Source organism: Leucobacter sp. UT-8R-CII-1-4, from assembly GCF_030010235.1.
Classification (GTDB): domain Bacteria; phylum Actinomycetota; class Actinomycetes; order Actinomycetales; family Microbacteriaceae; genus Leucobacter.
In genome coordinates this window covers 1-23299 of record NZ_JASCRS010000001.1, presented here as the reverse complement: position 1 = coordinate 23299, position 23299 = coordinate 1, and the positions used below count along the sequence as shown (strand labels likewise).

Annotated in this window: 24 protein-coding genes; 18 read left to right on the top strand and 6 right to left on the bottom strand. The window is 58.3% G+C overall.

Translation table 11 applies throughout. The annotated features are described in order from the left end of the window. Positions 1–30: 30 nt before the first annotated feature. Positions 31–483, bottom strand: coding sequence for an NAD(P)H-dependent oxidoreductase (locus tag QBL02_RS00120; RefSeq protein WP_282724298.1), 453 nt, complete (start codon positions 481–483; stop codon positions 31–33). A 32-nt stretch (positions 484–515) separates the two neighbouring features. On the opposite strand from QBL02_RS00120, the gene QBL02_RS00115 reads away from it, so the two are divergent. The 5 genes from QBL02_RS00115 to QBL02_RS00095 all read left to right on the top strand — a co-directional run bounded on the left by QBL02_RS00115 (position 516) and on the right by QBL02_RS00095 (position 3661). Next, positions 516–1418: an SDR family oxidoreductase gene (locus QBL02_RS00115; protein WP_282724297.1), complete on the top strand. Its 903-nt coding sequence runs from the start codon at positions 516–518 to the stop codon at positions 1416–1418. Positions 1419–1436: 18 nt separating this feature from the next. Next, positions 1437–1931 carry a hypothetical protein gene (locus tag QBL02_RS00110; protein ID WP_282724296.1) on the top strand — a complete coding sequence of 165 codons (495 nt, stop codon included), beginning with the start codon at positions 1437–1439 and terminating at the stop codon, positions 1929–1931. A gap of 91 nt (positions 1932–2022) precedes the next feature. Continuing rightward, positions 2023–2508, top strand: a complete 486-nt coding sequence (locus QBL02_RS00105; RefSeq protein ID WP_282724294.1) for a flavin reductase family protein — start codon at positions 2023–2025, stop codon at positions 2506–2508. Positions 2509–2603: 95 nt separating this feature from the next. Then, a complete protein-coding gene (locus QBL02_RS00100; RefSeq protein WP_282724293.1) occupies positions 2604–2993 on the top strand; it encodes a DUF1304 domain-containing protein in 390 nt (129 codons plus the stop codon). 68 nt (positions 2994–3061) lie between these two features. Continuing rightward, positions 3062–3661 carry a HEAT repeat domain-containing protein gene (locus tag QBL02_RS00095; protein WP_282724292.1) on the top strand — a complete coding sequence of 200 codons (600 nt, stop codon included), beginning with the start codon at positions 3062–3064 and terminating at the stop codon, positions 3659–3661. Positions 3662–3865: 204 nt separating this feature from the next. On the opposite strand, the gene QBL02_RS00090 is transcribed toward QBL02_RS00095, so the two are convergent. Next, entirely contained in the window at positions 3866–5707 is a 1842-nt protein-coding gene (locus tag QBL02_RS00090; RefSeq protein ID WP_282724291.1) for an FAD-dependent oxidoreductase, read from the bottom strand. A gap of 24 nt (positions 5708–5731) precedes the next feature. Here QBL02_RS00090 and QBL02_RS00085 point away from each other — a divergent pair, with 24 nt between their 5' ends. The 4 genes from QBL02_RS00085 to QBL02_RS00070 all read left to right on the top strand — a co-directional run bounded on the left by QBL02_RS00085 (position 5732) and on the right by QBL02_RS00070 (position 10298). Then, positions 5732–6724 carry a LysR family transcriptional regulator gene (locus tag QBL02_RS00085; RefSeq protein WP_282724290.1) on the top strand — a complete coding sequence of 331 codons (993 nt, stop codon included), beginning with the start codon at positions 5732–5734 and terminating at the stop codon, positions 6722–6724. 37 nt (positions 6725–6761) lie between these two features. Beyond that, positions 6762–8114 (top strand): deoxyribodipyrimidine photo-lyase, encoded by a 1353-nt coding sequence (locus tag QBL02_RS00080; protein WP_282724289.1) that lies wholly within the window; start codon positions 6762–6764, stop codon positions 8112–8114. A gap of 165 nt (positions 8115–8279) precedes the next feature. Next, positions 8280–9179 carry a TIGR01777 family oxidoreductase gene (locus QBL02_RS00075; protein WP_282724288.1) on the top strand — a complete coding sequence of 300 codons (900 nt, stop codon included), beginning with the start codon at positions 8280–8282 and terminating at the stop codon, positions 9177–9179. Between the two features lie 51 nt (positions 9180–9230). Next, positions 9231–10298, top strand: a complete 1068-nt coding sequence (locus QBL02_RS00070) for a DUF998 domain-containing protein (protein ID WP_282724287.1) — start codon at positions 9231–9233, stop codon at positions 10296–10298. Positions 10299–10354: 56 nt separating this feature from the next. On the opposite strand, the gene QBL02_RS00065 is transcribed toward QBL02_RS00070, so the two are convergent. Next, a complete protein-coding gene (locus QBL02_RS00065) occupies positions 10355–10621 on the bottom strand; it encodes a GlsB/YeaQ/YmgE family stress response membrane protein (protein ID WP_282724286.1) in 267 nt (88 codons plus the stop codon). Positions 10622–10820: 199 nt separating this feature from the next. Between QBL02_RS00065 and QBL02_RS00060 the strand changes: the two genes are divergently transcribed. Then, on the top strand, positions 10821–11339 hold the full coding sequence (locus QBL02_RS00060; RefSeq protein ID WP_282724285.1) for a DUF6328 family protein: 519 nt from the start codon (positions 10821–10823) through the stop codon (positions 11337–11339). Here the strand turns inward: QBL02_RS00060 and QBL02_RS00055 are convergent. Next, the gene (locus QBL02_RS00055) at positions 11321–11656 is read right to left on the bottom strand and encodes a hypothetical protein (RefSeq protein WP_282724284.1); all 336 of its coding nucleotides are present in this window, start codon (positions 11654–11656) and stop codon (positions 11321–11323) included. The genes QBL02_RS00060 and QBL02_RS00055 overlap by 19 nt on opposite strands. A gap of 73 nt (positions 11657–11729) precedes the next feature. Next, positions 11730–12149, bottom strand: a complete 420-nt coding sequence (locus tag QBL02_RS00050) for an META domain-containing protein (RefSeq protein ID WP_282724283.1) — start codon at positions 12147–12149, stop codon at positions 11730–11732. 203 nt (positions 12150–12352) lie between these two features. Between QBL02_RS00050 and QBL02_RS00045 the strand changes: the two genes are divergently transcribed. The 8 genes from QBL02_RS00045 (at position 12353) to QBL02_RS00010 (ending at position 21521) form a co-directional block, all read left to right on the top strand. Then, the gene (locus QBL02_RS00045) at positions 12353–13414 is read left to right on the top strand and encodes a 3-isopropylmalate dehydrogenase (RefSeq protein ID WP_282724282.1); all 1062 of its coding nucleotides are present in this window, start codon (positions 12353–12355) and stop codon (positions 13412–13414) included. Between the two features lie 53 nt (positions 13415–13467). After that, on the top strand, positions 13468–14571 hold the full coding sequence (locus QBL02_RS00040) for a branched-chain amino acid aminotransferase (protein ID WP_282724281.1): 1104 nt from the start codon (positions 13468–13470) through the stop codon (positions 14569–14571). Positions 14572–14583: 12 nt separating this feature from the next. Next, positions 14584–15381 (top strand): fumarylacetoacetate hydrolase family protein, encoded by a 798-nt coding sequence (locus QBL02_RS00035; RefSeq protein WP_282724280.1) that lies wholly within the window; start codon positions 14584–14586, stop codon positions 15379–15381. 119 nt (positions 15382–15500) lie between these two features. Further along, complete coding sequence (rlmN, locus tag QBL02_RS00030) at positions 15501–16763, top strand: 23S rRNA (adenine(2503)-C(2))-methyltransferase RlmN (RefSeq protein WP_282725251.1); 1263 nt, start codon at positions 15501–15503, stop codon at positions 16761–16763. A gap of 178 nt (positions 16764–16941) precedes the next feature. Further along, complete coding sequence (locus QBL02_RS00025) at positions 16942–17892, top strand: LysR family transcriptional regulator (protein WP_282724278.1); 951 nt, start codon at positions 16942–16944, stop codon at positions 17890–17892. After that, on the top strand, positions 17889–19199 hold the full coding sequence (locus QBL02_RS00020; protein WP_282724277.1) for an MFS transporter: 1311 nt from the start codon (positions 17889–17891) through the stop codon (positions 19197–19199). Before QBL02_RS00025 ends, QBL02_RS00020 begins: the two co-directional genes overlap by 4 nt. 46 nt (positions 19200–19245) lie before the next feature. Further along, the gene (gene gltX / locus QBL02_RS00015; protein ID WP_282724276.1) at positions 19246–20772 is read left to right on the top strand and encodes a glutamate--tRNA ligase; all 1527 of its coding nucleotides are present in this window, start codon (positions 19246–19248) and stop codon (positions 20770–20772) included. Positions 20773–20798: 26 nt separating this feature from the next. Beyond that, positions 20799–21521, top strand: coding sequence for a queuosine precursor transporter (locus tag QBL02_RS00010; protein WP_282724274.1), 723 nt, complete (start codon positions 20799–20801; stop codon positions 21519–21521). Between the two features lie 74 nt (positions 21522–21595). On the opposite strand, the gene tgt is transcribed toward QBL02_RS00010, so the two are convergent. Beyond that, positions 21596–22891, bottom strand: a complete 1296-nt coding sequence (gene tgt, locus QBL02_RS00005; protein WP_282724273.1) for a tRNA guanosine(34) transglycosylase Tgt — start codon at positions 22889–22891, stop codon at positions 21596–21598. Positions 22892–23299: the final 408 nt, after the last annotated feature.

Here is a 23299-nt window from a genome sequence, read left to right as displayed (position 1 = left end):
TTATTCTCGCGCAGTGGGTCGCCCATGCGGTTACGCCATAAGCGAGGCCGCAACATTCGCACCGAGTTCAGCTGCAAGTTGAGTTTGCTGCTCGTCGACCTCGCCGGTGAATACGAGCGGTTCCGCGACAAGCTGCCAGCCGTAACCGGTGGTGATCGACTTCATCGCGATTTCGGCGCCTGTGGTGTCGTATCCACCGTGGATCCAATATGAGAACGGGCGCTTACGGGTGGCCTCGTGGGTCGCATGAAACGTGGTATCAAAAAAGTGCTTGAGTGCCCCCGACAAATACCCAAAGTTGGCGGTGGTTCCGAGCAAATAGCCATCAGCGCTCAGCACGTCTTCGACAGTTGCCTGAAGTGCCTCGCGCTCAACCACCTCAACCCCCGTGATTTCCGGCAAACGCGCGCCAGCAAGTACCGCGTCAGCGAGCCCCCTCGTCGACAGCGACGGAGAATGATGAACCACAAGCAACCTGGCCATAACTGCAGTGTACGCCCAGCTACGCTGGTTGCATGAGTCAGTCGAATGCGAACACAAACGTTTTGGGGCAAACCGAAGCCACGGCGGCGATTGTTACCGGGGCATCACGTGGGATCGGGCGTGCTATCGCACTCGCCCTCGCAAGGTCCGGCGTGAACGTTGGGCTGATCGCACGCAATTCAGAGCTACTTGAAGAGGTTGCCGCCGAGATTGCCGAGGCCGGTGGTACGGCCCTTTTCAGCGCGGTCGACATTACTGATTCGGCTGAGGTAGGCATCGCCGCCGAACAGCTCGCGCGAGATCTTGAAATAGCGGGTGCCCCGGTGAGTCTGCTCGTCAACGCCGCGGGTCGGATCGATCGTGAAGTAGCGCTTTGGGAAGCAGACCCGGCAGAGTGGCGCGAGATTATCGAAACCAACTTGATTGGGTCATTCAACGTGTCGAACGCAGTGATTCCGAGAATGCTTCCTCATGTTGACGGTGTGCATCATCGCTATTGCCGGGTGGTTGAGCTGGCTTCTGGCGCAGGCGCAAAGGACTGGGCGAAAGCTTCGGCCTACACGGCAAGCAAGGCCGGCGTGATCCGTTTGACCGGGCACATGCATGAGGCTGGCTTCGCGCAGGGTCTACGGGCTTTCGCAGTTGCCCCGGGTACGGTACGCACCGATATGACGCAGAGCATGGAACTGCACGCGGGTCGCACAGAGTTCACGCCCGTCTCGGCTACGACAGATTTGGTGTTGGCGATCCACCGTGGGGAAATCGATGAGTGGTCAGGCAAATACTTGCGGGTCACCCATGACACTCCGGCTTCGCTTGCCGATGTGGTGCGCGAACATGGCGCACCGGCCGAGAGCGCTCGCCGCCTTGCGGTGACGCCGTGGGGCGATGACGATCCTCAGCTTGTTGAAGCTATGGTGCCTAAGCGCGGCTGACGGTGGCAGAATTTCACCATGAACACTTCGCTTACTCGTTTTGATCGCATCACTGGCGTCGCGCTCATTGTGCTGCCGCTTGTGGCACTCGGCTTCAAGATGTGGTCGTTCGGTTGGTACACCGTGTTTATGCTGTTTGGCCCAATCTTTGTGATGGCCGGTGCGTACGTGATGCAAGTGATCCTTGCGGTGCAGTGTTACCTGGTGAAGTCAGATCTGCTTGGTGCTGCTCGCAAACGCGCAACGTTCGCAGCATGGCTCAGTAGCGTCGGTTTTTTGATGCTGGGGATCACCATGCCTGACGGCGGTGACACCGGTTACGGTTCAACTCTGCAGGTGTGGTTGGGGTCTTATGGCGCAAACGCAGACGCGATTCATGCGGCTACCGATACGCTCACGTACGTGCTCGCGGTGGTCTCAGCGATTGCATGGGTTGGTGGGTTTGTTTGGCTCATGATTGAGTGGATCGGCGCACATGCTCGCCGCCGCAAAATTCAGCTTGGAATGGCCTAACGTCTCGATGCCGATGGCATAGTTCGTAACATTCGTGAAGCTTCAAGCGAACGTCTGACATTGCGACTCGCCGAAGCGATAGCGTGGACGGGTGAGCCAAGTTGATGAAGTTGCAGATCGTTTCAAAACCGCGTTCCGAGAGCACCCAGCGGGTATCGCTCTCATTACGGCAAACACTTCGGAAGGGCCGGCTGGCCTGACCGCTTCAAGTGTTGCTTCGGTTGGCCTTGACCCGGTTTCACTGACGTTCTCGGTGACCCGCGCCACAGGTAGCGCTGGGGCGCTGCTAGATGCAGATACCTTTATCGTGCACCTGCTCGATGCTCGACACATTCAGATTGCGAAGGAATTCGCTGTCTCAGGTGGCGAGCGTTTTACCGAGGAACAGGGCTGGGAAACGCTCGAGACCGGTGAACCCTATCTGCCGGGTGTGCGCGCTGCGCTGCGTTGCCGAGCACTGCAAGTGACTCCTGTTGGCGCATCGTCAGCGGTGATCGCTGAGGTGCTCGACGTGATCCCTGGTGAGTCAGACGAGGCTCTGGTTTACATTGATCGCACATTCCGTGTGCTGAACTGAGTTTTCGCCCAATTGGAACTTGTGAGTGTGCTGCGAGACGACCGAGTTTCGTAACTTTCTCGCGTGCGGTAGCGCGACGGGTGCAAAATTGATTCATGACAATAGTCGGAATCGTTTTAGTTGCACTCGCCGCGCTGCTGCATGTTTACATCTTCTACATGGAGTCGCTTGCCTGGACGTCACCTCGCGTGCGCGCAACCTTCGGCACAACCGAAGAGGGTGCGATTGCGACGAAAGAGTTGGCTTTCAACCAGGGTTTCTATAACCTTTTCCTCGCGCTTACCGCGCTCCTCGGTATTGTTCTGTATCTGGCAGGGCAGCCGGTGGTGGGCCTTACTCTGATGTTTGTCGGTGCTGGCTCGATGTTTGCGGCCGCGCTGGTGCTATTTCTAAGCAGCCCAGAGAAGCGACGCGCTGCGCTCACACAGGGCACCCTGCCGCTGCTTGGACTTGTGACGCTCGGTCTTGGAACTCTGATCGTCTGAATACGACAGCTTCTCCGGAGCGGCAAAACCCGAATCGCTCAGAAAGAAAGCGCTGAGGTATCTCACTCATGACAGCCCATGCTCTTGCTCAAGCACTCACCGCAGCAGAACCGTCAGATCGACTGCAAGCGGCCCTTACCGCTGGCACTCACCCAGACGAGAGCTACCTTGATCCGCTGCTTGAACGCTGCGCGATTGAGCCCGACTTTTATGTGCGTGACATGCTGACCTGGGCAATCGCTCGGCTGCCCCACGAACTGGTGCTACCTCGCGTAATCGGTGAAACCCAGTCAGAGACCGCGCAGGCGCGCAGCCAGGCATTGCACACGCTTTCAAAGCTGGCCGATCCGCGAAGCTTCAGCGTGATCACCAGCGCGCATCTGCACGATGCCGATGATGAGGTTGCCCGTGCCGCCTGGCGCACTGCAGCGGGATTGGTGCCCTATGAGGGGCGTGAAGCTCTTGCGCGTGAGTTCGCTATCGAACTTGGACGCGGTGATCTCACTGTGATGCGCAGCTTGAGCCGAGCATTTGTTGAGCTAGATGAGGCTGGGGTGCCGGCCCTGAGCGCTGCGACGATCGGTGAAGACGGTCTCGCTGCACGGCATGCCCGGGCCACGCTGCGACTCATTGAAGACCCTGGAGCGACCTTCGTTCTCCTCGATTGACACTTTTGTCGTCCTGAGCTGAGCTCTCCGTCGAGGCTGACCTCACCGTCGAGGCTGACCTCACCGTCGTGGCTGACCTCACCGTCGCTCCGTTGTGCCGGATCCGCCCTCGGTCGGGCCTGAGTTCTCCGCGTGAAAACCCACTCACCCCAAAGGTTTCTACCTTTGGGGTGAGTGAGATCCAGCGCTTTGAACTATCTCAAATTATTCAACGAGCTTGCCCTCGACCGAATCATCGAGGTGAGCATGCGCGAGCGCGCGGAACGACTCTGGTGCCTCAGCGGCTGGTTCAAAGGTGACTCCCTCGCCCGGGGTCCAGATGAAGTTGCCACGCAACTCGTCGCTCTGTTCGGTGAAATCGGAGCGGTTGTGGCAGCCTCGAGTCTCGCGGCGTTCACGAGCGCACTCAAGAGTGGCTCGTGCTGCCAACATTGATCCGTAGAGGTCGAAGGCGTGTGCCAGATCGTCGAAGCCCGAAATGTCGGGGTGAGCGCTGACCCTGGACACCCGTTCCTCAAGCGCGTCGAGCTTGGCGAGTCCCTCGGTCAGGCCGGCTTCGCTTCGCACCACACCAGCGTGCTCGGTCATAATTTCGCGGAGTGCGCGCTGCAGCAGGCGCGGGCTTTCGCTCGTCGCCGCGGTGCTGTCTGCGCCACCCCTGGTGAGGAGCGCCTGCATCTCATTGCGGGCAACCGCGACGGATTCTGCCGAGCGGTGCACGGTCTCGATGCCCGAGACGTATTCCGCCGCGTCTGCGCCGGTGATGCGACCGTAGACGAGCAACTCGATGAGCGAGTTGCCACCAAGGCGGTTCGCGCCGTGCAGGCCAGAGGAGGCCTCGCCGATGGCGTAAAGCCCCTCAACTCCGGTGCCGTGATCTTCTGGGCGCACCCACACTCCACCCATTGAGTAGTGTGCGGTTGGTGCGATTTCGATTGGGGTTTGTGTAATGTCGAGCATTTGCAGGTCGATCATGTTGCGGTAGACACGAGGCAGCTTCTCGAAGATGGTTTCGCGTGGCAGGTGCGATACGTCGAGGTAGACGCCGCCGTTGGTGGTGCCTCGGCCCTCAACGATCTCGGTGTAGCTCGCCAGCGCGACGCGGTCGCGAGTTGAGAGTTCCATGCGCTCCGGGTCGTACTTCTCCATGTAGCGTTCGCCGAGTGCGTTGCGAAGTATGCCGCCCTCGCCTCGCGCTGCTTCTGAAATCAGTAGTCCTGCCGCATCGGCTGGCTCAAGAATTCCCGATGGGTGGAACTGCACCAGTTCGGCGTCACGAATCTTTCCGCCTGCGAGCGCCGCTAGACGGAACGAGTCGCCGGTGTTTTCGTCGCGTCGTGATGAGGTGTTTCGCCAGATCCGAGTGTGTCCGCCGGCTGCAAGAATGACCGCGTCGGCGTGAATAATGATCGGCGTGCCATCGACGATGTCGAACCCGTATGCGCCGAAGATTCGGCCATCGCTTTCGAGTAGGCGTGTGATGTAGATCGTGTCGACAATTGGTACTTCTAGTTCGCGTGCGCGACGAAGTAGGGTGCGCTGGATCTCCAGGCCTGTGTAGTCGCCAGCGTAGGCGGTGCGACGGTAGGTGTGTGCGCCGAAGAAGCGCTGGCTGATGCGGCCGTCTTCTTCGCGCGCGAATGGCATGCCCCAGCGTTCAAGGTCTTCGATACCTTGAGCGGCGCCCTTGGTGACTACTTCGACGATGGCGGGGTCTGCCAGGAAGTATGACTCGCGCAGAGTGTCTGCGGCGTGCTGCTGCCAGCTGTCTTCTGGGTCCATCGTGCCGAGGGCTGCGTTGATGCCTCCGGCCGCGAGGGTGGTGTGCGCGTCGTGCTTGCGGCGTTTGCCGACTGCGAGCACCTGCACGCCGCGTTCGGCGAGTTCGATTGAGGCGCGCAGTCCGGCACCTCCGGTGCCAATGACGAGCACCGAGGTCGAGAGCAGTCGTTCGTTACGGGGGGATGCCTGTGAGGGGGTTGTTGTGTTCACGTTGACCAGGCTAGATTTTTGCTGACGATTACTCCAATGAATAGATTCGATCATTATGATGCGTTTAGGCTATTGATTATGAATCTTGAGCAACTCACTGGGTTTGTGGAAATTGCCGCGCTCGGTCATTTCACCAGAGCGGCTGAGCGTCTACATCTCGCACAACCATCGTTGAGTCGGCAGATTTCGTCGCTCGAGCGTGAACTCGGAGTTGAGCTTTTTCATCGTGCAAGAGGAAATGTTTCGCTCACGGCAGCGGGGGAGCGGCTCTTGCCGATCGCGCGCAGAATGCTGGCCGATGCCGAGAGTGCACGCGGCGAGATGGCCGAGCTTGCCGGGCTTCGTCGCGGCCGCATTCGGCTTGGCGCGACGCCAACGCTTTGCACCAGCCTGGTAGTAGACGTGCTCGCTGAGTTTCGTGAGCGCTATCCCGGCATCGATATTGAGATTCTTGAACGAGGATCACGCAGCCTCATTGCCGCGCTGGTCGAGGGAACGCTTGACCTTGCCCTGATCGTGACGAGTGTTTCCTCTGGCGGTGCGCGTGCGGTGCTTGAGCGCGAACCCATTTTGAGCGAGCGCTTAGTCGCCGTGTCTTCTGCAGCGGCTCCTGACCCGTTCACTGCAGGGCCCTTCACAGCCGACCAGCCTGCCACGGACCCAATCGATTCGCGCGAAAAACCCAGTCAGGTGCGCGCCATCTCACTCGCCGAACTCGCCGCGATTGAGCAGGTCTCGTTCCCTGAAAACTATGATTTGCGAGCCGCTATGGACGCGGCTTTCAGCGCCGAAGGCTTGAGCCCCACGATCGCTGTCGAGGGAGCCGAAATGGATGCCGCCTTAAGCTTCGCCGAACGAGGCATCGGGGTAGCGGTGGTGCCAGCAATGGTGGCGGTAAACAGGCCAGCTCTTCGAGCCACACCGTTTGCTTCCACGAACCTCACCCGAACCATCAGCATGGCACGTCGCTCAGACATGGCACCGACGCATGCCGCATCTGCCATGCAGGCTCTCATCCGCGAGGTTGCTGATCGTCTTGCTGAGGCCTCAACCCTGGTCACCCGCGTATAGTTGCCGCGACTGCCTGCGCGATCGCTACGATGGCTTCGTGGCAGCAATTGTGTGGTTTCGTGATGACCTGCGTCTGGCAGATCACGCTGCGCTCAGCGAAGCGGCCAAGGATCAGGGCGGGCTGATCGCGCTCTTTCTGCTTGACGAGGTTTCTGAAGAGGCTCGCCCGCTCGGTGCGGCCACGAAATGGTGGTTGCATCATTCACTTCACTCGCTAAGCGAATCACTGAAGCAGCACGGTGTTTCGCTTGTGCTGCGCCGCGGGTCGGCCGAAGAAGTGCTGCCTGCGATCCTCGCAGAAACTGGGGCGGCAAGCGTGTTCTGGAACCGTCGTTACGGCCCAGAACGTGCCATCGATGCGCGGCTCAAACTCACGCTGCGAAAGCGGGGGATCAACGCCCGATCGTTCGCGGGTTCGCTGCTATTTGAGCCGCACACAATCGCTACGGGTGAGGGCACTCCGTACCGGGTGTATTCAGCCTTTTGGCGAGCTTGCCTGCGTGAGGCAGCGCCTGCGCAGCCGCTGCCAGTGCCTGTAGCTTTGCGGGCCGCAAACAAGCAACCTCGGAGCGAGACAATCGAAAGTCTTGTGCCGTTACCAACACAACCAAACTGGGCCGCAGAGTTCTCGGAGCATTGGCAGCCTGGCGAGGCCTCAGCGAATGCGAGACTGCAAGACTTTCTTGATGATCAGGTGAATCGTTACCAGGCTGAGCGTGACGTGCCAAGTGAAACTGCAACTTCACGACTTTCGCCGCACCTGCGCTGGGGTGAAATTAGCCCGCGTGCCGTCTGGTACAGCGCGGTAGCTTCACAGCTTGACGTAGGCATGTTTCTTTCTGAGATTGGGTGGCGAGAATTTGCTTGGCACACCCTGTTTCACCGCGGGGTGCAACCGCACAACTCACTCGAGTGCGCGCCACTTGATCATCGTTTTGAAGCTTTTCCTTGGCGCAGCGTGGAGGATGCGGAATTAACCCTTTGGCAACAGGGCAAGACTGGGTTTGAACTGGTTGACGCGGGCATGAGAGAGCTGTGGCGCAGTGGAACCATGCACAACAGAGTGCGAATGGTTGCGGCCTCATTTCTGGTGAAAAATATGCTCGTCGACTGGCGCGTCGGTGAATCCTGGTTTTGGGACACTCTGCTCGATGCTGATCGGGCGAGTAATCCATTCAACTGGCAGTGGATTGCAGGCTGCGGTGCCGATGCGGCTCCCTACTTTCGCGTGTTTAATCCAACAACGCAGCTGAAGAAGTTTGATGCCGACCGGAGGTACTCGCAACGATGGGCACCCGAAAGTGTGTTGAATCCGCCGATACTAGACCTTGGCGATACTAGATTGCGAGCGCTCGAAGCATTTGATTCAATCAAACGACCGCTTCGCTAGTTTGTAGGCGCGCGAAACACGGGGTGCGAATGCCGGCGCGTAGCATCGCCGGTGCATTGCTGCGCCAACTCGCAAACCAGTCGCTTCATCATCCCGTGGCCGCTGGCGTTGAGTTCGTGCGCACAAACCCGTGCAATCGCACAAAAAACTTGGCACACTCATTACATGACCAAGCGAATTGTGCTCACCGGGGCATCTGGGCTGATCGGCACTGAGCTCGTTCGGGTGTTGCACGAGCGCGGTGATGACGTTCACGTCCTGGTACGTCGCGAACCAAACGGCCACAACGAGCACTATTGGAATCCCGAGAAAATGCAGCTCGACCAGGGACTGCTTGCGAAAGCTGACGCACTCATCTCGCTGAACGGAACCAGCGTGGGGCGGGTACCCTGGACAGCAGCTCGCAAGGCTCAACTTTGGGAATCGAGGATAGGCCCCACCCGGATGCTCAGCCACGCGATTCGCGCACTCGACAGTGAGGCCCCACTGCACTGGCTCTCGGCATCGGCCACTGGCTACTACGGTTCACAGCCCGGCGTGACCCTACGCGAAGATTCTTCACCCGGTGACAGTTTTCTCGCAAAGCTCACTGTCGCTTGGGAGGCAGAAGCCAGTACTGCGGGTTCCCACACCCGGCTGGCCCTGCTTCGCACCGCTCCGGTTCTGCATCCGCGCGGGGTATTGAAGCCCATGATGCCGCTCACCAAATTTGGCTTAGCCGGTCCGCTCGCACAGGGCACCCAATACTGGCCCTGGATATCGCTCGACGATGAGGTTCGCGCGATCCTGTTTGTGCTTGATCAGGGGCTTCAGGGGCCGGTAAATCTGGCCGCGCCCGAAGCTGCGACAGCGAATGACATTGGCAGAGCGCTTGCGGCAGAACTGCGCAGGCCGTTCTGGCTGCCTGCGCCAGAGTTCGCCTTGAAACTTGCGCTCAGCGCCGATGCAAGCGAGTCATTGCTTACTTCGAATGCTCGGGTAGTACCCGAACGTTTGCTGCAGAGCGGATTCGAATTTTTGCATGCCTCACCAAGAGCGGCGATTCACGCAAGTCTCACTGATTAATGCCACCGCTATGCTCGCAATGAAATGTATATGCGCAGCGAGGAATCAAGCATGATTGAGGCACCCCACGGTAGTACCCCGCAACGGCTTGAATCGCGGGCAACCACGGCTGCAATTCTGGTGTTTTTTGCAACTGGAGTGAGCACGATTTTCGCCCACCCCGGTGGGCACATTCCGCTTGCAGGTGAAGGTTCAATTGGCAATATTGCGGCCTGGTTTGCGGCAGGCTTTGGGGCCTTTGCCTTTGGAGCTTCGTTTGTGGTTGAGACAAGACACGGTCACGCCGATTGGCGGGATCGGCTGCCTCTGGCCAAGCGATTGGTTGACATCGCGGCAATGTCGCTCGCGATGGGCATGCTCGGTTATCTGATTGTGGTCGCTGTTGCGCAACTCTTTCAGCTGGGCTTCTTTGGTATGACGGTTGATCCGTATGGTGGTGGCGTGTTGGCTGGGGCCGCGGCCGCTGCGGTCACTTACGCCGCCTCACTCGCGGGCGCTCGAGTCACTTCCGAGGGGCTTGCAATGTTGGCCACACTCGTACTGTTTATGGGCACGATGGCCTCGATGCTTAGCTCGCCAGATGAGTCGTGGTGGCAATTGCATTTTTCGCAGCTTGGCAACACCGAAGGTATTGCGGCGAACCGATTTAATCTTGCATTGATTACTACGGGCCTCGTCATTACCGTTCTTGCCAACTACATCGGGCGAGACCTTGAACTTGGCATGATTGAGCGCGGCAAAAACCCGCGCAAGCTTGCGCCTACGTTGAGCTGGCTTTTTGCGGGCATCGGCCTACTGCTTGCGGTAGCTGGCATGGTGCCCGACGCTGTGAACATCGTTGTGCACGTGAGTGCGGCTTCTGGCATGGTGGTGCTTTTTGCTGTGTTCGCCTACGTCGCGTTGCGGTATCTGCCTCAAGTGCCGCGGGACTTTATGGCGTTCACGATCGCCGTGATCATCGGCATCGTTGTTTCGGTACTGCTCTGGGTGCCTATCGGCTACTACAACCTGACCGGCATGGAGTTTATTGCCGCCGGTCTGCTCTTTGCCTGGCTCATTGTCTTTGTACGTATGGCACGTGTGTACAGTGGCGAGATTACCGAGGCAGAGTACGCGTAGGATCGCCAGGCCCGTGTGCACGTGGCCTGGCGATCGCAGTGTGAAATTCGGGCGGGCTATGCCTCGCGCTTCTTGCTAGTGACGAGGCCGTAGATCAAGAGCACAATTACCGATCCGCCGATGGCCAATAGCCACGATGAGAGTGACCAGAACTCGTCGACATTTGCGCCAAAAATCATTGAGCCAAGCCAGCCGCCAAGCATTGCGCCGACGACACCGAGGAGCAGGGTCGCGATCCATCCGCCGCCCTGACGACCGGGCAGGATCGCCTTTGCGATTGCACCTGCGATTAGTCCGAGTAGTAGAAAAGCCAAGAAACTCATGATGCTCCTTTCAGCGACGAGTCTCGCCGCTACTTTCGACGCTATGCATCAATAGAGGGTTCTCGAAAGGGGCTTGCAAATCTTCGCACTTTTTGTATGGCGAGAATATTTTTGCGCTATTCGGAAAGTGGGCCGTTCCTAAAAAACTGGGCGTACTATTGCTCCATCTCAGTGACACCGTTGTCGAGGAGGAAGCAAGATGAGCGCTTCAGAACTGAATGATTCAGTCGAACTTAATGTTCTTTCTGGTGAGACTCCGTATCTCCGGGCGTTGCGGAATTGGAACGAGATTCTTCAGGAAGCGCGTGTGATCCAGGCTTGCACGCAAATCATTGGAGGTTTTCTGCTTGCTGTGGCCTTTCAGCAGAGATTTCATGATCTGGACGCTTACCAGCTCGACCTTTACCTTGTCTTGGTATCGTGCGCTGGCATTGCGACCGCACTGGGCATTGGCCTTGTGGTGATGCACCGGATGCATTTTGGTAGTCACCAAAAAATTCGTATTGTGCGCACGGGAAATAGATTGCTGATCTGCAATCTATTTGTCGTTTCACTGCTTGGGCTTCTAGTAACCAGCTTCATCTTTGACGTTGTTGTTGGCCGTGTTGCCGGGTTCATTGCGCTCGCTGCTGGTCTGCTCCTGACAACCCTGCTCTGGGGGATTGTTTCGCGGAACGGGTCAGCAGAGCGAGCTCGTGACTATTCGGCGGTGGGCTGATCGTTTTGTCGCGCGGCGCCGACGCCATGTTCTGGCACCAGGGTGAGTCCCTGGGCCGTATTTGAAAGCTCGCAGAGTACTTCGAGCCACTCTTTATTGAGCTGAGGTGGTCGACTGCCCGAGAAACGAAAAGTCAATGGAATGCTGGGATTCAACCAAATTGAAGTGCGCCCGCCGCCACGTTCTGGGGGACTGTTCCAACTCAAGAGGAAGCTCTCCTGCCGCCGCAATTTCATAGTAATTGCAACTTTTAGATGTGCCAGGGTGCGATCTTCGAATTCATACTCTTGGCTGCCGCCGTATGTGAGATATCCCATTGCATAATGTTGCCTGCTTTCGAGGTAAAAGAATAGAGGCAAGGTACAAAACCTTGCCTCTATTACTCACTGTTTAGGCGCGATCGAGCGTGCCAATCTCTTTGCCCTTGCTGTCGCTTACGGTCAGCACATCGCCCTTGACCGTGGCGCTTGCTGGATCAATGAGCCAGGTCTCCACGCCCTCGCAGGCCATCTTGGTTGATGCCATTGGGCCGAAGACAACTACTTCGCCCTCAGCGGTCCAGGTACCGGTGATCCGGTTGCACCCGTCGGAGCCGCTCAAGGTGCCATCGGCGGTGAATTCGAGAGAAGGCTTATCGGTGGATTTGGGGTCTCCCCACTTGCCGACGACGTTGTCGCGAGTTGCTTGATTCGTTTCACCGCTGTTTACGGTGCTGGCGTCATTGTTATTCGTGCTTGAACAGGCCGCAAGACCAAGAGTGGCCAGGGCGACGGATGCGGTGGCAATGGTGATACGTGTTTTGAGGTTCATGTGTTCAGCGTAAAAGTGGTGTCTATGAATGCGCCGAAGAATTTCTGAATCTTGGTCGCATGTATCTAATCTCTCCTTGAGATTTCACCCAGCTTGTGTCTCCGCAACGGGAACACCACGTGGGTTTCGTGCCGGAAGACAACGCAGCGGGTGCGCACAGCTGTAGTCTGGTCACTGGCGGTATCAATTTCAAAGGAGCACACGTGTCTCGGACCATCAAACTCGCAGTCATTCCTGGTGATGGCATTGGCCCAGAAGTCATTCGCGAGGCGAATCGTGTGCTTGACGCGGTTCTCGATGGCAGCGATGTGCAACTTGAGCGTACCGAGTTCAAACTCGGCGCTGACCGTTTTCTTGAGACCGGCGATACACTCCTGCCTGAAGAAGAGCAGGCTCTAGCCGAGCATGACGCCATTCTTTTTGGTGCAGTCGGTGGCGTGCCTGGCGATCCTCGCCTCAAGAATGCAAATATTGAGCGCGGCCTGTTGCTGAAGCTCCGATTCGATTTTGACCACTACGCGAATGTTCGCCCCTGCAAACTTTACCCAGGGGTAACTAGCACCCTCGCGAACCCGGGTGAAGTCGATTTTGTGGTTGTCCGAGAGGGGACTGAGGGTCCGTACGCGGGCAACGGCGGTCGCCTCCGCGAGAACACCCCAGCCGAGGTGGCCACTGAGGTTTCAGTCAACACGGCTTTCGGCGTCGAGCGAGTGGTGCGTTACGCGTTCGAAACCGCTGCAAAACGACCACGCAAGAAACTCACCTGGGTCCACAAAACCAACGTGCTCGTTCATGCCGGTGCGATCTGGCAGCGAGTGGTTGCTGCGGTATCGGCTGAGTACCCAGACATTGCGGTCGATTACATGCACGTAGACGCCGCGACGATCTTTATGGTTCAGGATCCGGCGCGATTTGACGTCATTGTTACTGATAATCTTTTCGGTGATATCCTCACAGACCTCGCCGGAGCAATCGGCGGGGGTATCGGACTCGCAGCCAGCGGAAACATCAACCCAAGCGGCGACTTCCCGAGCATGTTCGAACCAGTACACGGTTCGGCGCCCGACATTGCGGGCAAACAGATTGCAGATCCAACCGCAGCTATCCTCTCGGCAGCGATCATGCTCGATCACCTCGCGTTGCACGTAGAAGCCGACCGCGTTCGTGCGGCAGTTGCTGCTGACCTCGCGACGCGCGGTTCAGCAGCCCGTGCAACGGCATCGGTCGCAGACGCAATCATCGCTGGCCTAAGCACCAGCCTCTAACTCCTTCCCTCACTATCAGTGCCGCGCCAGTTCGTGGCAGAAAGCAGCCAAGAATGATCGAGTTCAGCTACCAACCAGCCACACGACTTTCCGATGCAGAGCGCGAAGCTGCGCTTGTAGACCCAGGCTTCGGCAAGGTATTCACCGACCACATGGTTTCGATTTCGTGGAGCCGCGAAGAGGGCTGGCACGATGCAAAGGTCATGCCATACGGCCCGATCAGCATGGATCCAGCGGCGTCGGTGCTGCACTATGGTCAAGAGATCTTCGAGGGGATCAAGGCATACCGTCACCCGAACGGTGACATTGTGACTTTCCGCCCCGAAGCAAACGCTCGGCGTCTGAACGAGAGCGCTGCGCGTCTGGCCTTGCCAGAGCTGCCAGAAGAGCTTTTCGTTCGTGCGATTGAAGAACTCGTGCGTGTTGATGAGCAGTGGGTGCCAAAGAATGAGGATCAGAGCCTCTACCTGCGACCGTTCATGATTTCCGACGAGAGCTTCCTCGGTGTGCGCGCCGCAGAGAAGGCTCGCTTCCTGGTGATTGCAAGCCCTGCTGGCCCGTACTTCACCGGTGGAGTAAAGCCTGTATCGATCTGGCTGTCAACCGATCTTGCTCGTGCAGGCCGCGGTGGCACCGGTGCCGCAAAGTGCGGCGGCAACTACGCCGCATCACTCTTGCCAACCCGCGTCGCTCAGCAGAACGGTTGCGCGCAGGTACTCTTTACCGACACCGCTACCGAAGACCAGATTGATGAGCTCGGTGGCATGAACCTCTTCCTGGTTCGCAACGACGGATCGCTGATCACCCCGGCACTCAACGGCAACATTCTTGACGGCATCACTCGCCGCAGCTTGATCCAGCTGGCGAAGGATCGCGGTCTCACCGTGGACGAGCGCGAGGTCACCGTGAGCGAGTGGCGTGAGGGTGCTGCAAACGGCACGATCACTGAGTCGTTCGCCTGCGGTACTGCAGCGGTCATCACACCAATCGGTGCGCTGAAGAGCGAAGCTGGCACGATTGTTGACTTCGGCGACGCGGCGCCGGGTGCGCTCACGATGTCGCTGCGCGAAGAACTTACCGGCATCCAGTTCGGTACCGTGGCCGATCCGCACAACTGGGTTCACCAGATCGTGGCCGCCAACGGCGCGACTGCATAACGGTAGTTTTCGATGAAGGTTGCGCGCTTCAGCTACGAAGGTGAAATTGGCTTTGGCATTCTTGACCGGGCTGAAAACGGCGACGGTGTTGAAATCGTCGAGCTATTGGGCGATCCAATGGCGAGCGGTTTCGACACCACAGGTAGGCGAATCGCCTTTGGTGATGTGCGCCTGCTTGCGCCGGTGATCCCGCGCTCAAAAATTGTGTGCGTTGGCAAGAATTACCTCGATCATGTTGAAGAGATGAAAGACGTCACAGGCGGCGGCGCGGTAAACGTGCCAGCCGAACCACTGCTCTTTTTGAAGCCCAATACCTCGATTATTGGCCCAGGCGAGACAATCGTGCGCCCCGCGATCTCTGATCGTGTGGAACACGAAGGCGAACTTGCGGTGGTGATCGGTGCGGTTGCGAAACAGGTGCCCGTCGAGCGCGCGCTCGAAGTGGTGTTTGGCTTCACCTGCGCTAACGACGTGAGCGCCCGCGATCTGCAGATTAAAGACGGCCAATGGTCTCGGGCGAAGGGGTTTGACACGTTCTGCCCGCTCGGGCCTGTTATCGAGACTGATCTTGATATTGCTGACGCAAAGATCGAGACCCGGGTAAATGGTGAGGTGCGTCAGCAGAGCTCAACCGCTCACCTGATTCACTCGATCGCGAGCATCGTTTCGTATGCGTCCGAGGCGTTTACCCTCTTGCCTGGCGACGTAATTTTGACCGGAACCCCAGCAGGGGTTGGCTTGCTTGAAGCAGGCGAAACGGTCGAGGTTGAGGTCGACGGTATCGGGATTTTGCGCAATACCGTGGCTTAGCACGGAGCAGGTCGGCGCCTTTTGGCGTCGACCTGGCAGCGGTGTCCAGAAATTGCTGCGAGAATGGTTCGGTGGATCCCAATAAGCTCAACCATGAGAATCAGCCCGAACAGGGCAAACTGATTCGCACCCGCCCCCGTAGCGCTGAATCGCGACCTCAAACTCGCCCGCGCACCGAGGGCTGGACTCAGCTCACCGGCCCTGACGGTCGGCCAACCCTGCAATTCGCCTCACCTCGTGTGAAGCAGCCGCCGGCCCACCTTGCCGATATGACTCTCGCCGAGCGGGAGGCGAAGATCATGGAGCTTGGTCTGCCGAAGTTTCGCGCGAAGCAGCTTTCAAAGCACTACTTCGAGCATTACACCAGCGATCCGGCGCAGATGACTGACCTGCCAAAGGACCGTCGAGAAGAACTAGCTGAAACGTTCTTTCCGCCGCTGTTGACCGAGGTCAAGCGCCTTGTCACTGACGATGGATCGACTGTGAAGTTTCTCTGGCGTCTCTTTGACGGTGCATTGGTCGAGTCGGTGCTGATGCGCTATCCGGGCCGAATCACGCTCTGTGTTTCGAGTCAGTGTGGCTGCGGTATGAACTGTCCGTTCTGTGCGACCGGTCAGGCTGGTCTCACTCGAAATATGTCGACAGCTGAAATCTTGGATCAGATCGTGCAGGCGAACCGCGTGATCGCTGAGGGCGGTCTCGGTCGTGCTCGTGAAGAGGGCAACGGTGCTGAGGCCGAGCGTGTGAACAACATTGTGTTCATGGGTATGGGCGAACCACTCGCTAACTACAAGCGCGTGATGAATGCTGTGCGCCGCATGGTTGCAGATTCACCTGAGGGCCTTGGCATGAGTGCGCGCGGAATCACGGTGTCGACTGTTGGTCTTGCTCCTGCGATTCGCAAGTTGGCCGATGAAGACATCCCGGTGACTTTTGCGCTTTCGTTGCATGCTCCAGACGACAAGCTCCGTGACGAGCTGATTCCGGTCAATAGTCGTTGGAAGGTCGATGAGGTGCTTGATGCTGCTCGTGGTTACTTCGAGCGCACCGGTCGACGCGTCTCTATCGAGTACGCGTTGATCAAAGACATGAATGATCATGCTTGGCGTGCTGAGCTGTTGGCCGAGAAGTTGAACGCTCGCGGCCGAGGTTGGGTGCACGTGAATCCGATTCCTTTGAACCCGACTCCGGGTTCGGTGTGGACGAGGAGCGAGCCGAGTGTTACTCGCGAGTTTGTTGATCGTTTGAATGCTGCGGGCATTCCGACGACTCTGCGTGACACTCGCGGCAAAGAAATCGATGGCGCATGCGGTCAGCTGGTTGCTTCCGAGCAAGACAAGGCAGATGCTGCGCGGTATGTCGCCGAAGCAAACGCCGTCTAACGGTCGCTAAAGCCCCACTCTTTGATTCGAGAGTGGGGCTTTTTGCTGCGCGGGATCATTCTCGGGCGAACGCCTGGCGCCCCGAGTTAGCCTGCGGAGCGTGGCTGCGATCCAGCACCCCAAATAAGCAATATGAATGAATTATCAATATTCCATTCTGTAGGCTTATGCTGGAACTATGAGCACCACTCGAACAACAGATCCGCTTGGCGCGATTGATTCGACCGAGATGCGAATTCTGCATGCGCTAGCCACGACCGGTTCACTGACCTCAGCTGCTGCCAGCCTCGGGCTGAGCCAGCCTGCGGTGAGTCAGCGGATCAAACGCGTTGAGACCCGTCTCGCGGTGCCGCTGATCGAGCGTCAAGGGCGTGGCATTCGGCTCACCACCGCCGGCAATATTCTCGCCGAGCATGCGCGCACAGTCGTCGCTGAAATCGACGCCGCGCTTGCTGCAATTGATGACTTGCGCGGTGAGCGCGGTGGCACACTTCGTCTCGTGGCGTTCCCAAGCGCGAGCGCGACGATTGTGCCAACCATCATGCGGCTGCTCGCCGTCGAAGCGCCAAATGTATCACTGCAGTACCGCGAAGCCGAACCTCCGGGCGCTGTAGAAATGCTGCGTGACGGTGAGGTTGATTGCGCCCTGATCTTTGACTATGAGGGTGCCGCAGAACTTCCGGCAGGCAGCACCTTCACACCGCTCTGGTGCGAAACCATGAGTCTCGTGGTGAACAAAGACCGCGTAAACGGCGCGACCTCGGCAAAACTTGGCGACTACGCGGGAGAGCACTGGATTGCAGGTTGCACCAAGTGCCGAGGCCATCTGCTCGCAGCCGCCGAAGAATGCGGCTTTGAACCCGAAATCATTCAGGAAACCGACAACTCTCCGGCAATGCTTGCAATGGTGGCTGCCGGCGGCGCTGTTGCGATGGTGCCGGGTCTCGCCCTGGCGGCAGCGCGCACGCTGCCCGATGACGCGGTCGCCCTACCTCTTGACCCACCCCGATACCGAACGATTGGTTTGATCTCAATGAGTACCGCGAACGAGAGCCCCCAGGTTCGCCTCTGTAAACGACTGCTTTCCAACGTTGACGGCAGCGTTTGGGGACTCGAGGCAGCGGAGTGAGCGCGGCGGAGACAAACGCTGAAACCGAGCTGCACGAAGCGCGAATTCGCGCCGTACAGCGCCGCACACTGTGGACGCTCTCGATCGCCACGATTCTTGGTGGTCTAGGCGTCGGAGCGGCGCTCTCTGTTGGCGCGCTGCTGCTGGCAGAGGTGAGCGGGAATGACGCAATCTCAGGGCTCGCCTCTGCAACCTTTAACGGTGGCGCGGCCCTTGCTGGTATTCCGCTGGCGCGAATTGCTGCTCGCCACGGTCGCCGCCGCGCACTCGTGACTGGCAGCCTGGTTGCAATGGCTGGAGCCTTTGTCGCGATCCTCGGATCGGCGATAGGGCAGTGGTGGGTGCTTGCTGTTGGCCTCGCCATGCTTGGTGTCGCTAGCGCGGTGCAATTGCTTTCGCGCTTTGCAGCTGCCGATCTTGCTCAGCCTAAAAACCGTGCCCGTGACCTCTCACTTGTGGTCTGGGCGATCACCATTGGTGCCGTGGTTGGCCCGAACCTGCTCGGCCCTGGCGCGGTCGTTGGCGATATGCTCGGGCTCACACCACTCGCAGGCGTATTTGTGTTCCCGATCATTGCGCAGGGGCTTGCCGCCCTGCTGACCTGGCTGATGCTGCGACCCGATCCGCTATTGCTTTCGCGCACGCTGCCTGATCCAACTGCTGAGCAGATGGCCGCTGCCGCATCAGATTCGAAGAAAGCCGCACCCGCCAAGGCACTGCTTGGAAATCGACGCGCACAAGTACTCACTATCTTTGCTATTGCGATGGCGCAGGCGATCATGGTGGCGTTGATGGCGATGACTCCACTGCACCTCATGCATCATGAGGGCACACCGCAATTGGTCGGTTTCACCCTTTCGCTGCATATTGCCGGAATGTATGGCCTATCGCCGTTGATTGGCTTTATGGCCGGTCGAATCGGCAGCCTGCAGACGATGGCTATTGGCTGGGTTGTGTTGCTGAGTTCAGTGGTGTTTTCCTACATTTCGGGTGCCTCGCACTTCACTGTTCAGCTAGCGATGGTCTTGCTCGGCGTTGGTTGGGGCCTTGTGACCGTGGCTGGTGCGGCGTTGCTGACCGAAATCACCCCGGCGATGGAGCGCACCAAGTGGCAGGGCCGCTCTGACACGTTCATGAGTGCCGCAGGCGCCGTTGCGGGAGTACTGTCTGGCGTGATTTTTGCCATGTCAGATTTCTCGTTCTTGGCCGTTGTCTCTAGTGGCCTGCTAGCACTCGGGGCAGTGGCATCACTGCTCATTGCAGGGCACCAGCGTAAGGCTGCAAAATCGGCACCAGAACTCGCCTAGCCGAGCGAAACCCACCGTTCACGCGCAAGGACTAAACTAGAGGGCGATGTCTACAGTCAGCGAACCCCAATTTTCGACCGCAACCGGTAGCGACGTACGAGTACGTTTCTGCCCGTCTCCAACCGGAACCCCGCACGTGGGTATGGTGCGTACCGCGCTCTTCAACTGGGCCTACGCGCGACATACCGGCGGCACCTTTGTGTTCCGTATTGAAGACACCGATGCTGCCCGCGATAGCGAAGAAAGCTACGGCCAGATTCTCGACTCTCTTCGTTGGCTCGGCCTCGACTGGGATGAGGGCATTGACGCCGGTGGACCACACGGACCATACCGTCAGTCAGAGCGTGGCGAAATCTATCGTGATATCGCTGACCGACTGCTCGCAGCCGGTTACCTCTACGAAAGCTTCTCGACGGCCGAAGAGATTGACGCGCGCAACGAAGCTGCCGGCCGCCCAAAACAGCTCGGTTACGACAACTACGATCGCAACCTGAGCGACGAGCAGAAGGCAGCATTCCGCGCAGAGGGCCGCGAACCGGCACTGCGCTTCCGCGTGCCAGAGATCGATCTCGGGTTCGATGACCTCGTTCGAGGTGAAATCAACTTCCCAGTTGGCAGCACCATCGATTACGTTGTGGTTCGACCAAATGGTGCTCCGCTCTACACTCTCACCAACCCGGTTGACGACGCGCTGATGGGTATCACCCACGTGCTGCGCGGCGAAGATCTGCTTTCGTCGACACCGCGCCAGGTTGCAATGCATCGCGCTCTGGTAGACCTTGGTATTGAGTCGGCGATCCCACGCTTCGGACACTTGCCTTACGTGTTGGGCGAGGGCAACAAGAAGCTTTCAAAGCGTGACCCTGAATCGAACCTGCTGCATCATCGAGACCGCGGTTTCATTCCCGAGGGTCTGCTGAACTACCTCTCGCTCCTCGGCTGGTCAATTGCTGCCGACCGTGACGTATTCACGAGCGACGAGATGATCGAAGCGTTCGACGTCGTCGACGTGAACCCAAACCCGGCCCGCTTCGACCAGAAAAAGGCCGACTCGATCAACGCGGACCACATTCGACTGCTCAGCGAAGAAGATTTTGGTCAGCGAATTCTGCCGTATCTCATCGCGGGCGGCGCACTGAATCCAGAGCCGAGCGAGGCTCAGCTCGAGACAATTCGCGCAGCTGTTCCGCTGGTGCAGAGCCGCGTAACGGTGCTTAGCGAAGTAGTGAACATGATGGGTTTCCTGTTCACAAATGCTGAGTCGCTCGAATACCAGGAAGACGCGCTCAAATCACTCGGTGCTGACGCGATTCAGGTACTTGAAGCCGGAATCGCCGCGCTTGAGCCAATCGCTGAGACTGAATGGCAAACTGAAGCAATTCAAACTGCCCTGCAGAACGCGCTGATTGATGGTCTTGGCCTCAAGCCACGCGTTGCCTTCGGTGCGTTGCGAGTTGCGGCTTCGGGTCGCCGTGTTTCACCTCCGCTCTTTGAATCGTTCGAGCTGCTCGGACGCGATGAGACCCTGGCGCGCCTTCGCAAGCTCGCCGCGTTTCTTGCCGACCGCGCGTGAGTAACGTAGAACGCATGGAGACCGTGGTGAGTGAGCCAGCTGTGAACGGCGCCGAAGACTCGGCGAAGTACATGACGCCCGGCGCGCGCGCTGCCGCTACCGGTGCTCGCTACACCACGATCTCGGCCATTTTTGTTGGCATTCTGCTGATCTCGAATGTCGTCGCAGTGAAGCCAATCGCTTTTGGTGCGGTAACTCTCTTCGGTGCTGAACTGCCGCTCGTATTCGATGGGGGAGTGTTTCTCTTCCCGCTCGCTTACGTGCTCGGTGATGTGCTCGCTGAGGTTTACGGTCTGAAAGCTTCTCGGCGTGCTATCTTCACCGCCTTCGGGCTCGCGATGCTGGCTTCGCTCACTATTTTTGTGGTGCAGATTTCACCGCCGGCAGCTGGTTGGGAAAACCAAGAAGCGTTCGCGGCAGTGCTTGGTTTTGTGCCGAGGATCGTGGCAGCCAGTTTGATCGCCTTCCTAGTCGGGCAGTTGATGAACGCCTGGGTGCTTGACCGTATGCGCAAGCGCACTTCGGGTCGTTTTTTGCGCACCCGACTTATCGGCTCAACCGTGGTCGGTCAGCTCTTCGACACACTGATCTTCTGTACTGTTGCTTTTGCTGGTGTCATCACTGGTACTGACTTCATCATGTACGTCGTTCTTGGCTATGTGGTCAAGGTGCTCGCCGAGGTCGTGTTGCTGCCGGTCACGACTCGCGTGATCAAAATGGTGCGCAACGCCGAGACTGCGACTGCCTAGTTTCAGAGCTGCACACTGTATAGCTACAGAAAAGGCCCGCTCGACAATTGTCGGCGGGCCTTTTTGGTGTCGGGCTAGAGCTTCCCTTGCCTGCCAAGCACGTCTTCGCGCAACTCAACAAAGGTGCCATCAATCATGCTTTCGCGAATCTGGTCAACCAGGCGCACAATAAAACGTTCATTGTGAATCGTCGCAAGTGTTGAGGCGAGCATCTCGTTGGCCTTGAATAGGTGATGCAGGTACGCGGCCGTGTAGTTTGCGCAGGTGTAGCAATCGCACTCGGGATCAAGTGGCTCAAACTTGCGGCGCTGCTTGGCGGCTTTCGCGTTGATGCGGCCGCTTGATGAGTACATGGTTCCGCCACGTGCTTGGCGGGAAGGTGCCACGCAATCGAATGTATCGGCGCCCGCTGCGATTGCAGCAAAGAGGTCATCTGGCTCAGAGATACCCAGAAGATGGCGGGGCTTGTTCTCTGGCAACTCCTCATTCACCCAGCCAACTATTGTGCCGAGCATGCTCTTTTCAAGTGCGCCACCAATACCGAAGCCATCGAACATTTGCTCGGTTTCAGTTTCGCCTCTGAGGTTTGCGAGTCCGCTTGCCGCCTTGCGTCGAAGGTCCTCATATTGAGCGCCCTGAACCACGCCGAAGAGTGCTTGATACGGCCGATGCTGGCGAGCCGCCGTCTGGCGAGCGTGCTCATCAAGGCATCGAACTGCCCAGCGTTCGGTGCGATCCACCGAATCTTCTTGGTACTCGCGGGTGTTCAATAGGGTGGTGCACTCGTCGAAAGCAAAGATGATGTCAGCGCCGAGCTGATGTTGAATGCCCATCGATACTTCCGGGGTGAAGCGGTGAGTGTCGCCGTTAATGAATGACTTAAATGTCACACCATCTTCATCGACGTGCGCGAGACGCTCTTTGTTTTTCGCGATCACATCGGCCTCGGCGTGCGCTGTCTCGGTCATTGAGATGACCTTTTTGAAGCCGACCCCGAGCGACATCACTTGGAATCCGCCGGAGTCGGTAAAGGTTGGGCCGTGCCAGTTCATGAACTTGCCAAAGCCGCCGGCCTCATCAACGATGTCGCTGCCCGGCTGCAAGAACAGATGGTAAGCATTTGCGAGGACCGCCTGGCCTCCGAGTTCGGCAACTGTTTCGGGCAACATTGCCTTCACGGTGGCTTTCGTGCCGACCGGAATAAATGCCGGCGTCTGAATATCGCCGTGGGGAGTGTGAATCACGCCGACTCTGCCGAGGGGGCGCCCGTCTGCCGCTTCTACGGTTCCGGCGCCTTGGCGGTGCGTGAGATCAAAACTGAAGTCGGCGGGTGTTGGGGCCGACTGTTGGGGTTCTACTCGAGATGACACTCAACTATTCAAGCATTAGGTAGCTGCGAACTGTGGTCGCTTCCGCTTCTTATCTCTTGCCCTATTGATCATTACTTCTTCTCAGTCTCCCTTTTCTCTCCCGTTCCCAATTGAGGCGTGCCGAATCTGTCGAGGCGTATCGATCACAATCTTGGTTTTGCTTGGCCTGGTCGGTTTCGGCGCTTTCGGTGTTTGCTGTTTTGTCTGAGTTGTCCGCGTTGGATCACCATTGCGGCTTACGACACGCACGCAGCCGCACGGGGAAGCATCGCTGTGCGCAGCGTTTGTGTGGTGGTGGTTGGTCGTGGGTGTGGTGGGTTGCGACACGCCGTCTGGTTTTTGGGTTTTGGGGTGACACGCCGTGGGGTTGGTTGGGGTGTGGTGTTGGGGGTGGGTGTGGGGTGTGTG